This is a genomic window from Paenibacillus sp. TSM33 (assembly GCF_056099025.1).
In genome coordinates, this window is sequence record NZ_JBLZXB010000010.1 from 20,506 (window position 1) to 36,334 (window position 15,829).

General features: G+C 48.0%; 18 protein-coding genes. 11 read left to right on the forward strand and 7 right to left on the reverse strand.

The features are described from left to right. Positions 1–47 precede the first annotated feature (47 nt). The 6 genes from purD to ACN6NF_RS04195 all read left to right on the forward strand — a co-directional run bounded on the left by purD (position 48) and on the right by ACN6NF_RS04195 (position 5,056). Positions 48–1,313, forward strand: a complete 1,266-nt coding sequence (purD, locus tag ACN6NF_RS04170; RefSeq protein ID WP_474315423.1) for a phosphoribosylamine--glycine ligase — start codon at positions 48–50, stop codon at positions 1,311–1,313. A gap of 125 nt (positions 1,314–1,438) precedes the next feature. Further along, positions 1,439–2,116: a TetR/AcrR family transcriptional regulator gene (locus ACN6NF_RS04175; RefSeq protein WP_474315425.1), complete on the forward strand. Its 678-nt coding sequence runs from the start codon at positions 1,439–1,441 to the stop codon at positions 2,114–2,116. Between the two features lie 105 nt (positions 2,117–2,221). Next, on the forward strand, positions 2,222–3,079 hold the full coding sequence (locus ACN6NF_RS04180; protein ID WP_474315427.1) for a transporter substrate-binding domain-containing protein: 858 nt from the start codon (positions 2,222–2,224) through the stop codon (positions 3,077–3,079). 87 nt (positions 3,080–3,166) lie between these two features. Beyond that, positions 3,167–3,814: an amino acid ABC transporter permease gene (locus tag ACN6NF_RS04185; RefSeq protein WP_474315428.1), complete on the forward strand. Its 648-nt coding sequence runs from the start codon at positions 3,167–3,169 to the stop codon at positions 3,812–3,814. A gap of 13 nt (positions 3,815–3,827) precedes the next feature. Further along, complete coding sequence (locus tag ACN6NF_RS04190) at positions 3,828–4,577, forward strand: amino acid ABC transporter ATP-binding protein (RefSeq protein WP_474315429.1); 750 nt, start codon at positions 3,828–3,830, stop codon at positions 4,575–4,577. 53 nt (positions 4,578–4,630) lie between these two features. After that, positions 4,631–5,056, forward strand: coding sequence for an OsmC family protein (locus ACN6NF_RS04195; protein ID WP_474315432.1), 426 nt, complete (start codon positions 4,631–4,633; stop codon positions 5,054–5,056). Positions 5,057–5,240: 184 nt separating this feature from the next. Here ACN6NF_RS04195 and ACN6NF_RS04200 read toward each other — a convergent pair whose 3' ends face one another. The 5 genes from ACN6NF_RS04200 to ACN6NF_RS04220 form a co-directional block, all read right to left on the reverse strand. Beyond that, positions 5,241–6,218: a FecCD family ABC transporter permease gene (locus ACN6NF_RS04200; RefSeq protein WP_474315434.1), complete on the reverse strand. Its 978-nt coding sequence runs from the start codon at positions 6,216–6,218 to the stop codon at positions 5,241–5,243. Continuing rightward, positions 6,215–7,219, reverse strand: a complete 1,005-nt coding sequence (locus ACN6NF_RS04205) for a FecCD family ABC transporter permease (protein WP_474315436.1) — start codon at positions 7,217–7,219, stop codon at positions 6,215–6,217. The genes ACN6NF_RS04200 and ACN6NF_RS04205 overlap by 4 nt, the downstream gene beginning before the upstream one ends. Next, positions 7,216–8,196 carry an ABC transporter substrate-binding protein gene (locus ACN6NF_RS04210; protein WP_474315438.1) on the reverse strand — a complete coding sequence of 327 codons (981 nt, stop codon included), beginning with the start codon at positions 8,194–8,196 and terminating at the stop codon, positions 7,216–7,218. The genes ACN6NF_RS04205 and ACN6NF_RS04210 overlap by 4 nt, the downstream gene beginning before the upstream one ends. 204 nt (positions 8,197–8,400) lie before the next feature. Next, positions 8,401–9,129, reverse strand: coding sequence for a response regulator (locus ACN6NF_RS04215; protein ID WP_290404585.1), 729 nt, complete (start codon positions 9,127–9,129; stop codon positions 8,401–8,403). Further along, positions 9,122–10,774 carry an ATP-binding protein gene (locus ACN6NF_RS04220; RefSeq protein ID WP_474315442.1) on the reverse strand — a complete coding sequence of 551 codons (1,653 nt, stop codon included), beginning with the start codon at positions 10,772–10,774 and terminating at the stop codon, positions 9,122–9,124. Before ACN6NF_RS04220 ends, ACN6NF_RS04215 begins: the two co-directional genes overlap by 8 nt. A gap of 182 nt (positions 10,775–10,956) precedes the next feature. On the opposite strand from ACN6NF_RS04220, the gene ACN6NF_RS04225 reads away from it, so the two are divergent. Continuing rightward, complete coding sequence (locus ACN6NF_RS04225; protein ID WP_474315443.1) at positions 10,957–11,250, forward strand: putative quinol monooxygenase; 294 nt, start codon at positions 10,957–10,959, stop codon at positions 11,248–11,250. 45 nt (positions 11,251–11,295) lie between these two features. Further along, positions 11,296–12,120 carry an aldo/keto reductase gene (locus ACN6NF_RS04230; RefSeq protein ID WP_474315445.1) on the forward strand — a complete coding sequence of 275 codons (825 nt, stop codon included), beginning with the start codon at positions 11,296–11,298 and terminating at the stop codon, positions 12,118–12,120. A gap of 91 nt (positions 12,121–12,211) precedes the next feature. Here ACN6NF_RS04230 and ACN6NF_RS04235 read toward each other — a convergent pair whose 3' ends face one another. Beyond that, on the reverse strand, positions 12,212–12,865 hold the full coding sequence (locus ACN6NF_RS04235; protein ID WP_474315447.1) for an SdpI family protein: 654 nt from the start codon (positions 12,863–12,865) through the stop codon (positions 12,212–12,214). Further along, a complete protein-coding gene (locus tag ACN6NF_RS04240; RefSeq protein WP_025676831.1) occupies positions 12,862–13,173 on the reverse strand; it encodes an autorepressor SdpR family transcription factor in 312 nt (103 codons plus the stop codon). The genes ACN6NF_RS04235 and ACN6NF_RS04240 overlap by 4 nt, the downstream gene beginning before the upstream one ends. Positions 13,174–13,385: 212 nt before the next feature. On the opposite strand from ACN6NF_RS04240, the gene ACN6NF_RS04245 reads away from it, so the two are divergent. From ACN6NF_RS04245 to ACN6NF_RS04255, 3 genes are all read left to right on the forward strand, one after another. Next, positions 13,386–13,997 (forward strand): alpha/beta hydrolase, encoded by a 612-nt coding sequence (locus ACN6NF_RS04245; RefSeq protein ID WP_474315450.1) that lies wholly within the window; start codon positions 13,386–13,388, stop codon positions 13,995–13,997. Positions 13,998–14,070: 73 nt separating this feature from the next. Beyond that, a complete protein-coding gene (tlp, locus tag ACN6NF_RS04250; protein WP_016819791.1) occupies positions 14,071–14,295 on the forward strand; it encodes a small acid-soluble spore protein Tlp in 225 nt (74 codons plus the stop codon). A 236-nt stretch (positions 14,296–14,531) separates the two neighbouring features. Next, positions 14,532–15,824: an ABC transporter substrate-binding protein gene (locus tag ACN6NF_RS04255; RefSeq protein WP_474315453.1), complete on the forward strand. Its 1,293-nt coding sequence runs from the start codon at positions 14,532–14,534 to the stop codon at positions 15,822–15,824. Positions 15,825–15,829 lie beyond the last annotated feature (5 nt).

Sequence of the window (15,829 nt, forward strand, 5' to 3'; positions counted from 1 at the left end):
ATGCAGCACACCTGAACGATCATAATGGGGCGGGAGGAATCACCTGAATGGATATTTTGGTTATCGGAGGGGGCGGCCGCGAACATGCAATTGTGTGGGCGCTGAAGAAAAGCCCCAAGGCCGGACAAATCTATTGTGCGCCAGGTAATGCTGGCATCGGACAATTAGCGGAGTGTGTGCCGATTCCGGTGAGTGAGTTTGACGCGCTGACAGAACTGGCGGAATCCAAAAAAGTCGGACTTGTCGTGGTAGGTCCCGATGATCCGCTGGCAGACGGTATTGTGGATGCCTTTGAAGCGAAGGGCATTCCAGTATTCGGACCGCGTAAAAATGCAGCGGAAATTGAAGGCAGTAAAATCTTCATGAAGGATTTGCTGCACAAATATCAAATTCCGACAGCAACTTATCGCAAGTTTTATACCTTTGAGGAAGCACATGCCTACTTGAAGGAACAGCCTATTCCGGTGGTCATTAAGGCCGACGGACTGGCAGCAGGCAAAGGCGTGACAGTTGCTTACTCGATGGAGGAAGCGGAAAAGGCGCTGTCCGATATTATGGTAGCGAAGGTTTTTGGAGAAGCGGGTGCACAGGTCGTGATTGAGGAGTTCCTCGCTGGACAGGAAATGTCGATTCTTTCCTTTGTTGACGGTGAAACGGTACGACCGATGGCAGCGGCGCAAGATCATAAGCCGGTTTTTGATGGTGACAAAGGACCAAACACAGGCGGCATGGGCACGTATTCCCCGTTGCCTCACATAGCCAATTCCATTATTGAGGAAGCCATTGATACGATTATTAAGCCGACGGCCAAGGCTATGGTTGCTGAAGGACGTCCGTTCCGTGGTGTTTTATTTGCTGGACTGATGATTTCGCTGGACGGCAAACCGAAGACGATTGAGTTTAATGCACGTTTTGGTGATCCAGAAACACAAGTCGTATTGCCTCGACTAAAATCCGACCTGCTCGATATTTTTCTCGCTGCCGTGAACGGCACACTGGATCAGGTGGAGATCGAGTGGAAGGATGAAGCTGCGGTGTGTGTGGTGCTGGCATCCGGAGGTTATCCTGGAACTTACGCCAAAGGGGTACCTATCCATGGACTGGATCAGGCAGATGAAGCCATCGTGTTCCATGCCGGCACAGGTATCAACGAACAGGGTGAGTGGGTAACGAACGGCGGACGCGTATTAGGCGTGGTTGGTTTGGGACGTGACATTGCCGAGGCACGTGACAAAGCTTACGAACAGGCGGCTCATATTACCTTTGAAGGCAAGCAGAACCGTACAGATATTGCGGCAAAAGCGTTGCTATAACAGCAATATATAGGATAAAGAGGACCTCAGCGGAGGTTCTCTTTTTTCGTTTGACAAAAGTATACTTATCCTATAGGATTAAAAATACAAAACTGACTGACTGATCAATCGGGAGGAGGAAACCCATGCAGCCGCGCAAGGCGAAGCAGCCCAAAACCCTTTCGAATGACTCACCTGTTGATCACGGGGGAGAAGAAACAGACCGCAGAACACAGCTTCTTCACATTGCGTTAAGGCGGTTTGCTGAGCAGGGTTACCACCAAACGAAGATTTCAGATATTGTGGTGGAGGCAGGAGTAGCTCAAGGCACATTTTATTGGCATTTTAAAAGTAAAGAGGCTCTGGCGCTGGAGATTATCGCTACAGGCCGTGAACAACTGTTGTCAGCGATCGGGCAGGGGTATCGCCGTGATGCAGGAACGCTGGCTGATATGGTTAAGGCATCGGAAGCGCTGTTTGTTCGGCTATTTCATTTTGCGTTGGAGAACCGTTATCTGATGGGTTTACTGCTGATCGGCAGTGGTGTCGATGAACCGGTGCGGCAGAGCATCCGTGAGACCAGAACTGCGATGGAGCTTGCATTCCGGCGCAATATAGAGCGAGCAATCGAGCTGAATATGCTGCCTGCCGAATTAGATGTCGAATTAAGGGCAGCCCTACTTATGAGCATGATTGAAGGTGTCATTATACGCTGGCTATTCGGTTCAGAGGGAACACATGACCATATCAAGCAGGTATCCGCTACAAGATTGGCAGAAGAGGCTGCTAATTTTGAATTTTACGGACTATTAGGCCAAAGCTAGTAGACGGACAACATCGCATGAATGAGTGGTTGGCAACAACATATAATACAGCCCAATTACACATATACACTTAAACATTTACATCTAGACAGGAGAGAACGACATATGAAAACACGTAAAAAAGGATTCTTGGTGACCACACTCATGGCTCTGGCATTGTTCAGCCTTGTGCTGAGCGCTTGCGGTACCAAACAGGAAGCTTCCAATGCCGGAACTGGAGCGGGCAGCAATAATGAGGCAGCCGCCAATCAGCTCGAAGCCATCAAGAAGGCTGGTGTAATGAAGGTAGGCATGATGGGTACTTACCCGCCGTACAATTTCTTGAACGACAACAAGGAGTTGGACGGGTTTGATGTGGATATTGCCAAAGAATTGGCGAAACGGATTGGAGTAAAAGCGGAGTTCACGGCACAAGAATTTTCGGGACTGATTCCAAGTCTGCAAAAGAAAAAATTCGATGCAGTGGTTAGCCAGGTGGCGATTACAGAGGATCGCAAGAAGGCCATTGACTTCACAGATCCCTATATCACCAATAATGTGAATATTATCGTGAATAGCAAAACAAATGACATTACGAAGCTGGAAGACTTTAAAGGCAAAACTATTGGTGTCGGCTTGGGGACAAATGATGAGTCTTATCTGCGCAACGAAGTGCTGCCAAAGGTAGGCGATTTTGAGATCAAAACATATGATGATGTCATTACTTCATTGAAGGATCTAAACTCTGGCCGTATTGATGCAACCATTAACAATCTATATGCTCTCAAGCCTATTATCGATAAAAATGGGTTCCAAATTAAAGCCGTAGGCGAGCCGATTAAATCAGATCAAGCAGCCGTAGCCATTAACCAGAAAACTCCTGAGCTCAAGGAAGCTTTGAACAAGGCTCTGAAGGAAATGAAGGAAGACGGCACTTACAAAACAATTTTCAAAAAATGGTTTGGCGAGGAGCCAAAAGAATAACGTAAGCCTGTTACAGGCGTCTGGCTCCAGTCTTGGCTTTTATGCTGACATGGGGCCACTCGTCTGAAAGAAGGGAATATATAAACGATGCTTGAATTAATGTGGGAGAACGTCCCTTTTTTATTGAAGGGCGCTTATTATACGCTGTATATAACGATTGTTTCTATGCTGTTTGGTTTAATTATTGGTTTGATTTTTGCTGTAGCGCGCTTAAAGGGGAATCGACCTGTTCGGTGGCTGGCTCGCATGTATGTATCAATCATCCGGGGAACGCCGGTTTTGGTACAGATTGCGGTCATTTATTATGGTTTGGATGATTACGGAATATCCTTCGGATCGCTGACGGCTGCTTGTCTTGCACTCAGTATTAATACAGGGGCGTACTTATCGGAGACGTTCCGTGGAGCTATTTTAGCCGTACCACAGGGACAGACCGAGGCTGCTTATGCGACGGGAATGTCGCCTGGTCAAACGATGTGGCGCATTATTCTGCCGCAGGCGGTACGCATTGCTATTGCACCGATGGGGAATACGTTTGTGGGTATGCTTAAAGAAACGTCGCTTGTGTCGGTTATCGGGGTTAGTGAATTGATGCGACAGGCACAGCTTTTACAGGCGCAGTATTTGCTCTACATGCCGTTTCTGCTCGAAATTGCCCTGATGTACTGGATTATGAGCATTGGATTCTCCGCTATACTGGAGCGGGTGGAAAAGCGTCTGACTCGAGCTTATTAGGTGGAGATGATAGATGATGATAACAACAAACGGATTAGGTAAACGATTCGGACAGGTAGAGGTTCTGAAAAGCATTGATTTTCAGGTTGCCGCTCGTGAAATCGTCGTATTGCTCGGTCCCAGCGGCTCAGGTAAAAGTACCCTGCTGCGTTGCCTGAACGGACTGGAAGAGCTGTCTTCCGGCAAGTTTGAGGTGAACGGGATTGAGGTTGATGCTATGGCTCCTGTTCGTGCCCGCCAAGCAGCCATTCGTGATATTCGCAAGCAGACGGGGATGGTGTTCCAGCAATTCAATCTGTATCCGCACAAAACAGCTATCGGCAATGTCATTGAAGGACTGCTGACAGTTAAGAAAATGCCGCGCGACAAGGCTATGTCTATCGGACTACAGCTACTAAAGCGGGTGGGGTTACTGGATAAGCAGGATGTACATCCATCTCGTCTGTCCGGTGGACAGCAGCAACGGGTAGCTATTGCACGTGCACTGGCGATGGACCCGGCGATTATGCTGTTCGATGAGCCGACATCGGCGCTTGATCCCGAACTCGTGGGTGAGGTGCTGGGGGTTATGCGGGAGTTGGCTCAAGATGGAATGACGATGGTCGTCGTGACTCATGAAATGAAATTTGCCCGCGAGGTGGCCGACAAGGTTGTATTTATGGCAGATGGAATCATTGTGGAAGAAGCTGCACCACAGGCGTTTTTTGATGCTCCCCAGCATGAGAGGACACAAAAGTTTTTGCGTCAAATTAGCGAATTTTAAGTTAGATCGAGGATGAATCATAGATTATTAAGATGGAAAGAAGGCAATTGATTATGAAAGTATCTACAACTTGGCACGGCAAACGCGCATTTACATCGGAAGGACCATCCGGTTATTCCGTAGGGATGGATGCTACGGCGGCTTATGGGGGTGATGGTAAAGGGATGACACCGATGGAACTGCTGTTGGCGGGTCTGGCGGGATGTATCGGTATTGATATTACGATGATTTTGGATCGTTTCTTGTCGGACATTACTCGAATTGATATCGATGCAGAAGGTACACGTAAGGAACAAATGCCAACGGGGTTTACAGCGATTGATCTGACTTTCCACGTAGATGGAGATATTCCGGATTACCGCGTATGGAAAGCGATTCAGATGGGTAAGGAAAAATATTGTGCAGTATCCGACTCCTTAAAAGCGGAAATTCGGATGCATCTCATTTTGAATGGAACAGAAGTACCCCATCCTGCATAAGTGTTGAGGGGTGAGGAGAGTCAGCCTGTGTTATATACAGGTTGACTCTCTTTTTTATTATGGATCTGAAAATATGACACATTTAGAAAAGAAATCAATCAGCGGATCGGTGTACAGGTGGGGAGTAATACAGCTAAACGCTACGGTATTGTGCAACGTTTAGCTGTAATGGAGAACTTGTCCTTTATCCGCTGCTTTTTTGTTTACGTTCCCGCAGCAATAGATACAGGAAATAGGGCGCGCCAATCACGGCTGTCACGATGCCAGCGGGAATTTCGAGCGGTGGCTTCAGCCCCCGTCCGAGCGCATCGGCAAGGACGAGGATCAGGGCACCGATCATGGCTGCGCCGGGCAATAGATAGCGGTGGCGATTGCCAAACAAACGCCGTGCCAGATGTGGTGCCAGCAGTCCTATAAAGCCGATGGAGCCGATGGCAGCGACACAGGAAGCAGCTAAGGCTACGGATACGGCCAGCAGTCCTGTGCGCAGACGCTTCACGCTTAGTCCTAAGCCAGCGGAGCTTTCCTCATCCAGACTCATAATATCCAGTTTGCGCTGTAGTGTATAGGCGAGAGGCAGCAATACAATTAACCATGGCATAAGCCCATATACTTCATCCCAGCCTTTGCCCCACAAGCTTCCAGCTAGCCAAGTCAGCGTATCGCTGGCTTCGAGTGGATATTTGACCAGAATATAATCGGTCGCAGCCTGGAAGATAGCACCTACCGCCAGCCCGGTTAAGGCTAGCATATTAGGACGCATGCCTCCCCTCATCGAAAGCTGTACGAGCAGCAGTGCGGCTAACCCGGCACCGACAAAGGCAGCGACAGGCAGCAGCGCCACCGGGGATGAGGGGAGCAGCACGATGACGAGAACCGCCGCAAAGCCGGCTCCCTTGGATACACCCACCACATCCGGCGAAGCCAGAGGGTTGCGAATCATACCTTGCAGCAACACGCCAGCTACTGCAAGACCAGCACCAGCCATGATGGCCAGCAGGTCACGAGGCAGTCGGTAATGGTGAACGATGAACCAGGAAGAGGCATTTCGGTCAGTCAGCGCCGTGATCAGCTCAGCGGGCGTAATGTAGGTGCTGCCCACGCCGATAGCTATAAAGGAAACACCCAGCATTATCACGAGTAAAATCCACAGCTTTTTCATCGTGAAGCCCTCCCGTTCTTGTGCGCCAGATATAAAAAGAAGGGCGCACCCACCAATGCGGTTACGATACCAACGGGCGATTCATAAGGAAAGGCAATAAATCGTCCAAGCACGTCTGCATATGTCAGCAGCAGAGCTCCGCAAATTGCAGACAGGGGAATGACCCGTTTGTAATTGTCGCCTGTAAATACCTTAATGATATTCGGCACCATCAGACCCACAAAGCCGATGGCCCCGGCTACCGCTACAGCAGAGCCTGCCAGCATAATAACTGAAACCGAGGCCAGCAAGCGGACAAGACGTACGTTTTGCCCCAGTCCCTGTGCGACCTCTGTACCGAGGCTAAGCACAGATAGCGAGGGGGCCAGCGCTAGTGCAAGGATCATACCGACGGCGAACCATGGCAACACCAGACGCGTGTCGGCCCAAGTAGACCCGTCGATGGCTCCAGCGAGCCAATACAGTACATCGGATATTTGCTCGTTGAATACGAGCAGACCCTGAGTGACAGAGGCCAGCAGCAGATGCACAGCCATCCCGGCAAGAGCCAGCTTGACTGGCGTCATGCCCGCCGTTCCGGCCAGCGCATATACGAAGGAGCCACCTGCGATCGCTCCGGCAAAAGCAAAATAAATGCTGCCGGACGACCCGATATTCGGCAGCAGCACGACCGACAGGACGACAGCCAACGAAGCGCCAGAGCTGACCCCAAATACCTGTGGCGAAGCCAGCGGGTTGCGTGTGATGGCTTGCATCAGCGCTCCGGCCACGGCAAGCCCGGCGCCGACGATCAGGCCAATGACGGCACGTGGTAGGCGTACCGTCAAGATAATGAGCTGATCCTTGGACGGATGCTCGGTGAAAAGCGCAGTCAGCATGGTGGGGATGTCCATCCTGACTGGGCCAATCGCCACGCTCAGCAGCAGTCCAGCCAGCAACGCGAATAGAAGTGCAAAGAAGACCGGCTTATTTAGCCGGTCGCGTAAGGCTTGTCCGATCAACGGGAGCCGTCTCCTTTAGTTTGCGCGGGATACAGAAGCGAAATCGCTTGCTCCAGTATTTTCTCGGCAGAGCCGAGTCCACGGTACCGGGTCCACAGTGCCCGATTTACTTCGTAAACTTCCCCTTTTTTCACAGCCGAAATGTTTTGCCATAACGGATTTTGCTTCCATTCTGCAAGCATCTTCTCATCGGCTTCCACCAAGAAGATCACATCCGGATCAGCTTGGGCAATCTGCTCCAGTGTCAGCTTGACTGTAGGCTCGCTTGTATTTTGAAGGGCATTGTGGATGCCTGCTTGCTCCAGCAGTTGTCCATCAAAAGATGAAGCGCCGTGAGCCGATAGTGAATCAGAACGGAATACCCCAAGCAATACGCTACGTGACTCACCAGTTGGGATGTCTTCTTTCAACTTTGCCATTGTGGCTTTATGTGCTGCAAGAATTTGCTCACCCTTTTCCTTCTCACCCAACGCGTCGGCGATAACATCGAAGGATGCCAGGTTTTGCTCATAAGAGGAATTGCGGCTCTTAAGAACAATGGTAGGAGCAATCTCGCTTAGTTCTTTGTATATGCTCTTATGACGGTTCAGATCAGCAATAATCAAATCGGGCTTCAAGGAGCTAATCGTTTCCAGGTTCGGCTGTTTGCGTGTGCCGACAGGCGTGAAGTCGATTCTTTTGCCAAGCAGCCCGTCGATATCATCATCATTTTCCTGAGCTATGCCGACAGGCATCACGCCCAGTTGGGTAGCAGCATCGACAAAAGAGAATTCCAACGTCACGATTCTTTTGGGTTTGCCTGTAACTTTGGTTTCTCCCATCTCATGTTTGATCGTTCGAGTGTCGCCTGTGGTTTGAGGTGCTGCTGCGTTATTATTTTGTGACTGGCCTCCACATCCGGCCATAACGGCTGTCAGTAGTACCAGAATCGCTGCAAGCAGCATGCCTGTGCGTAGTGGCTGTTTCGGTGTTGCCATATGTTGTCCCCCGTTCCAAATATGCTTACCAGAGAAACTGATAATCATTATCAATTAACTAACTGTTGACCATTCTAGCAACCGGGAAAGGGGACGTAAATAATGTGATCATTTAAACCGTTTTAGCCTATTATGAGAATTAAGTTCATTAAAATCACAAGCGAGAAGAGAGGATGGAAGAGACCAGACGTATGAATTGGTGGTTTATGCATTTTCCTGCCGTCTGCGATAGATACGCTCCGGTCTGCCGACAGTTCCGTACACCTGATCGTGGTGCGCATCGCCACTTTCCACTAAATATTCCAGATACCTTCTGGCGGTAGATCGGCTCATACCTAGCTCAATTCCCACGGTACCCGTAGTTACCTCACCTCGTCGATTCAGGAGATCAAGCACCTTTTCGCAAGTAACTTTATCAATGCCTTTGGCCCATAGCTCTCCTACTCCGTTACCCGTCATCCGACCCGTGCCCGCGCTTTGAAGCAGACGGTCAATCTCCGATTGCTCAACCGTAGATTGTTCTTCTTGCCATGTTGTGACTTGGCGGCGAAAACGAGCATATTCCTCTAAGGTCGCCCGCAATCTCTCGAATACGAGCGGCTTTACGATAAAATCAAATACACCTGCTCGAACCGCTTGTACCACAGTTTCAGCTTCCTTGGCGGCAGTCAGCATAATGACATCTGTAGCTGGATAGTGTTGCTTGATGAACGATAGCAGGGTTAGACCATTCGTATCGGGAAAATAAACATCCAGCACGGCTAAAGACGGACGCAGAACATCTAGTTGAAGCTTTGCCTCAAATTCGTTCGTTGCTATTGCACATACGGTGAACCCATCCACCTTTTCAATAAATCGTCGGTTAATTTCCGCAATTCGCGGATCATCTTCAATAATAAGAACCTCAATGTCCGATAAAACCCGCTCATTCATGGACGTAGCCCCCCTTTGTATTATTACTCGTATCTGTCTTAATTAAAGGAATGTATACTTCAAAAATGCTACCTCCACCAGGCCGTTCATGTACTTTGATGGAGCCACTCATTCGTTCGGTGTACTCCTGCACGAGAGCAAGGCCATATCCGTGTCCGGCCTCTGCTTTGGTTGATGCTCCCTTAACGAACAGCTTTTCCTGGATATCCTCCGAAATACCCGATCCATTATCCATAACTTCGACGATGATGGCTTCAGTCACTTCTTCAAGCCGGAACCAGACCTGTCCGTCAGGTATAGAGTCTATCGCAACTGCTTCCATAGCATTGTCCAGCAGGTTTCCGGCAATGGTAGCAAGAAGCGACCACTCCAATGTAGGAGACGGGGTTGAAAATGCTCCTTTTATATATGAATGGAGTACAATCCCTTTTTCCAACGCCTGTTTTTTCTTGCTGATCAGCAGGCTGGCGATGATTGAATCGGGTGAAAGAGAAGAGGAAACGGAACTATGTACACGATACTCTTCCGATTCCTGAGTAATAAAGTCCACTGCTTCGTCATAACACTCCAACTGAATCAGGCCGGATATGAGATATAGCCGATTGGTATATTCATGTGTTTGTGATCGCAACACGTCCGCATAATCCTTGACCTCCGTCAACTGCCGCGTCATGCGAAGCAGCTCTGTTTTGTCACGCAGGCTGGCAACGGTGCCTAGCATTCGTCCGAATCGATCCTTGATCGGTACACGGCTGACGACTACGACTCGTTGTTGGATCTCAATTTCCTCATTGAATACGTTTTGATCCTGATCCGGCTTCGTGCTAGGATTCTTTTCGATAAAATCTGTAGCAAGTACATCTGCCAGCTGATATGCCGCGCCCGCCAAGTGACGAAGCTCGCATCCATAGAGGCTAGTTTCCGGAGGAAGACCAAGCAAACGGACGGCTTGTGGATTGGCAAGTGTGACTTGTCCACTGCTATTAACCGCGATAATCCCTTCACCTATGGATTCGAGAATGGCTTGCTTTTCCTGATACAAACGTCCAATCTCCACTGGCTCCAGCCCATGCAGTTCGTGCCTTACCCGTCGTGCTATAACCAGACTTCCTAATATGCCGATCATTAGCGCGCCTACCATGAACCACAGCCATGTATATGTGTATGTACGAATATCTTGCGCCACATCTGTCATCAGGAAACCTACAGAAACGAGTCCGATAGCTCGGCCTTGTTCATCATAGACTGCGGTTTTGGCTCGCAGTGACGGTCCGAGAGAGCCGGTGGATTCCGTAATAAAGGACTGTCCTTGCAGCACCTTATTATTCAGCGGGTCCATCATAGGCTGCCCGATGCGTTCCGGGTTAACATGCCATTGGCGAATGAGATGACGATCTGCAATCGTAATAAAATCAGCGCCGGTGCTGGCTTGGACAGGTTTCACTGCTTCGTTGATCCGAACACGTAATTGCTTCGTGTCGGTCTGTTCTAGAGCATCCCTGACCTGTGCATCTACCGCAAGCGTATTGGCCACAGTCAGTGCCCTTTTCCCAATCTCTTCGTACAAGGCGGAGGTAATCATATAACGCAAGGATAATCCCAACAGCCCGGTAACGACCAGCACTAAAAGGGATATGAATACCATTAGTTTTGTCTGAAAACGCACATGCCTTCACCGCCATTAAACAAAATATAGGAGCAGTTGATCAGCCGATAAACACCCCAATATGAATCATTTTACTGTATTCCAGAAACGGCCGCACTTTTAATCTATCGAAAGAATGGTCTATAATAGAAATAGTTACATAATAAGAGGAGGAAAATATTATGATTATTATTCATGCCGATATGAAAGTTTTACCAGAAAAGAGAGAGGCCTTTTTGCAACAAACCCAAGGGTTGATCAGCGCATCACAAGCTGAAGAAGGCAATGTACGCTATACGTTAATGCAGGATTTGAATGATCTCAACGCATTTACGATGGTTGAAGAGTGGAAGGATGCTGCTGCTGTAGATTTCCATAACAAGTCTGCCCATTTCCAGGCATTTGTTGCTGCAGCTAAAGAATTGTTGGCTGCTCCGCTTGAAGTGAATGCTTTTCAGGATGCAACTAAACTGTAATCATTCCGTTGGATAATTTATAACTAGGAATAGGAGGAGATAGACATGGGGAACATTGCGGATACAGCTTTACTAAATAACGGAGTTCAGATGCCTTGGCTTGGTTTTGGTACGTACAAGGCGGAAGGCAATGAGGTCTACGAAGCAGTCAAAACAGCTATTGAGGTCGGTTATCGTCACATTGATACCGCGGCGATCTACGGCAATGAGGAACTGGTCGGACAAGCCATTCGTGACAGTGGAGCGGACAGAGACAATCTGTTTGTGACCACTAAGCTATGGAATCAAGATCAGGGCTACGATTCAACACTGCGTGCTTTCGAGGAAAGTCGCAAGCGGTTGTGCCTGGATATCATTGACTTGTACCTTATCCATTGGCCTGGCAAGGACAAGTACAAGGAAACTTGGAAGGCGTTCGAACGGCTGTATGAAGAAGGAAGCGTACGCGCGATTGGAGTAAGCAACTTCCAAATTCACCATCTCGAAGACCTCCTGAAAGACAGCAATATTGTACCTGTCATCAATCAGGTAGAGCTTCACCCGCGTCTGACACAGCAAGAGCTGCATCAATACTGCCGGGAACACCAAATTCAGCTTGAATCGTGGAGTCCTCTGATGAAGGGAAAACTGACGGAGCAGCCAGATATCGTTGAGATTGCTGCCAAATACGGCAAAACGACTTCTCAGGTTATTTTGCGTTGGCACCTGGATCGGGGGATTGTGACGATTCCCAAATCGGTTACCGCGCATCGTATCCGCGAAAATGCCGATTTGTTCGATTTTGAACTGACAACTGAGGATATTAACCGAATCAATGGTCTTCATCAGGATGAGCGTGTAGGCACCCACCCCGATAAACTGTTGTTTTAAATAAATATTCACTTATAAAAAGGACCTTCCATTCTGCGTTTATCGCGGTTTGGGAGGTTCCTTTTTTAGTTTTAGGTGTGGCTTTGTCTATTTACTTGTTTAGCTTACGATACAACAAGAAAGAATAGAGTACAGGAGAGATAACGGATATGATCAGTACGGTTAGGAAAATGACTACTCCCGCCATTCCACCTACCCATGCCGCCACCAGCGCTGAAGCACCGCCAAGCATCATCATAGGCCCACCGAAACGGTGCGTTTTACGCCATACCTCGGGATTAGACAGAGTCCACGGCGTGCGGATACCGAACGTATAGTTCGGCTGTACCTGAGTCATATAATTCCCCATCACCATCAGCATCAGGCCTATTAACCCTAAAATTATAGCATTCATTTGCAGTCGTATATTGAGGTTATACAGCAGCATTCCCCATCCAGCTACAGCGAGAACTACAGAAATACCTACACGTGTAACTTCATAGGCTTTTGAAAATTTCTCATAATTAGCTCTGTTGGGGTCCATGTGGCGTGCCAATCGAATGACCAGTGGGACTAGGCCCAACAACACGAGCATGATAATAGAACCACTTTTGCTCGTATACCCGTCTGCTGTATTGTTAAAGTTAATATGCGAGGCTAGAACATTGGGAAGTCGGTCGTACAGCAGTATAGCGCCTATGGCGGGTGATAAGGCAATCAAAGTTGTCACAACATCCGTCAGGCTCCAAGGTGTTCGAAATTTCATTCAGATTCCTCCCCATCCTTAATATGATTCCTATTTTTTTTCGCAGGGGTATCGGAGTGGGCGATACTAAACATCCAACCGATCACATCCGCCACAACCGTTGTATGCAGGGTGTAGATAATGTTTTGCCCCTGTCGTTCATCCAGCACCAGCCCAGCCTGCTTCAGGATATTGAGATGGTGGGAGATGCTGGGTTTACTAATTTGAAAATGTTCAGCTACTTCGCCTGCGCTCATGCTTTTTTCCTTTAAAAGCTGCAAGATTGTACGCCGGGTCGGATCAGCCAAAGCTTTGAAGGCATCGTTCAAAATACATTTCCTCCTTTAGATATTTAGATAATATTCTAAATATCTAACAACATAATAAAATACAGCTATACTACATGTCAATGGAACAAGACATCATTTTAGAAAAAATGAACGAGGACAATTATGTTTGTATAAAGCAGTGAAATGGGCTATAATCAATTTATACAAAAGTAAGATTCTTAATTTAAAGCTAAATAGAGGAGGGAATAGATATGAAACACGTCTTTCGTAAAGGAAATGATCCGCAAGCCCCGGTTATTTTGCTGTTGCATGGTACCGGCGGGAATGAACAAGACTTGCTACCATTGGCTGATTTGGTTGCACCAGGCGCATCTGTGTTAGGTGTGAGAGGTAATGTGCTGGAAAATAGAATGCCGCGCTTCTTTCGCCGTTTGGCAGAGGGTGTGTTCGACATTGAGGATCTCGTATTTCGTACCAAAGAACTAAGCGAATTTGTCGATTCAGCTGCAGAGCAATATGATTTTGACCGTAGCAACGTGGTGGCTCTGGGCTATTCCAATGGAGCCAACATAGCGGCCAGTATGCTCTTCCATGATGCAAAAGCGCTGCGTGGGGCCATTCTCCATCATGCTATGGTGCCATTGCGAGGGCTGGAACTGCCGGACTTGAACGGTGTCCCTGTATTTCTGTCTTCCGGTGAAAATGACCCGATTGTTCCAGCGGCGGAATCTCAGGAGCTGCAAGCCCTGCTGGAAGGGGCCGGTGCACAGGTGGAAGCCTACTTGGAACGCAATGGTCATCAATTGACTCGCACTGAAGCCGAAGCAGCAGGCCGATGGTTTGGAAAGCATTTTAATGTATAAAATAACTCGATAACGATCAAGCTACGGTTTAGCGCTCTAGTGAGCGATTCTATGATTAGGAGGCGTCAAACTGATGGCAAAACCGGATAATCGAGCAGATAATGTGGAGCATTTGCAACAAAATATTCAGAATACATTGCAGAATCTTCATGAGGCTGAAGGATATCTAAACGAATTTTCCTCTGAAATCAGCAATGAGGAGCGTCAGCAGATCGAAGAAAAAAATAATCGTCGTAAACAAAGTATTAGATCATTTCGAGAAGAAGTGAAAGACGAAGCAGCACATTCGCAAGAGTAGTTAACATAGCGCGACCCAACTCCGAGTTTCAATTGGAGTTGGGTCGTTTTTTATGCAGAAATCATCATATTCCCGTCCAATTCATTTTCCCCCTATAACGCAATGAGATCTGTTTTACAAAAAAACGAATTTTTTTTGAATAATGTTGTTGTAAACTAATTTGTATTGATGTTAAATAATAAAAGAAAGCGCAATCATTTACGAATTAGGATTTCATCATGCGAAGGGGGAAGGATATGCTGCTGCGAAGAAAAAGCATGGCTTTGATGCTTATGGCGGTGGTTTTGATGGCTGGACTGCTGCAAGGTTGTTCTTTCAAGACTGATGAAAAGGATGGGCCGGGAACAGAACTTGTATTGTGGACATTCAATGAACTGCATGAGAAGTTTTTTCTGCAAATGGCTGACCAATGGAACCAACAGCACCCTGATGAATTGATTATTTTGAAAGCGAATACATTTCCTTATGACAATCACCACAGCAAGCTCTCGATTGCGTTGCAATCAGGAGTGGGAGCGCCGGATATCGCGGATATTGAGGTCAACAAGATTGGTAATTTCCTCAAAGGAATACCGCAACTGGTCCCGCTCAATCCGGTGATTGACCCTGAGATCAATAACATTGTGCCTTCCAGAGTACAGATTTACGGCAAAGACGGTAAGTATTACGGCATTGACTTCCACGTCGGAGCCGAAGTGATGTATTACAATAAAGAGATTATGGATCAGGCGGGGGTAGACCCGGATTCCATTGTTACCTGGGCAGACTACGCTGCTGCTGGCAAGCAAGTGCTGGCCAAAACGGGCAAGCCGATGGCGACCTTGGAGACCAATGACCTGTGGAGCTACTGGCCGATGATCTCCCAGCAAAATTCAGATTTTTTGAATGAGAAGGGCGAATTGACGCTGGATAACGAAACCAATATTAAAACACTTGAGTTTCTCCAACAGATGATAAAAGACAAAATCGCTATTCCCGCACCGGGCGGTGGGCATCATATGGAGGAATACTACGGGTTTATGAACAAAGGCGGAGCCGCTTCGGTGTGGATGCCGATGTGGTATATGGGACGGTTTACCGATTACATGCCTGACCTGAAAGGAAAAATCATCATTAGACCGATGCCAGCATGGGAAAAAGGCGGCTATCGCTCAGCAGGTATGGGCGGGACCGGAACGGTAGTCACGAACCAATCGAAGCACCAGGATTTGGCGATGCGTTTTCTAGCCTTTGCCAAGCTGTCCAAGCAAGGGAATGTGGAGATTTGGAAGCAGCTAGGGTTTGATCCCATCCGCAGTGAAGTGTGGACTATGCCGGAAGCCAAAGCCAAAAATAAATTTACGGATTACTTCGGAACGAATATTTTTGACACGCTGATCGAAGTAAAAGATGAAATCAATGCGGTGCATATTGGACCGAAAACGCCTGACATCGCCAGTGCTGTACGTAATAAAATACTTTATCGGACACTACAGAGTGGCGAAGATCCAGCCACGGTGCTGCATGAGCTAGCAGATGAACTGAGATAGACCCC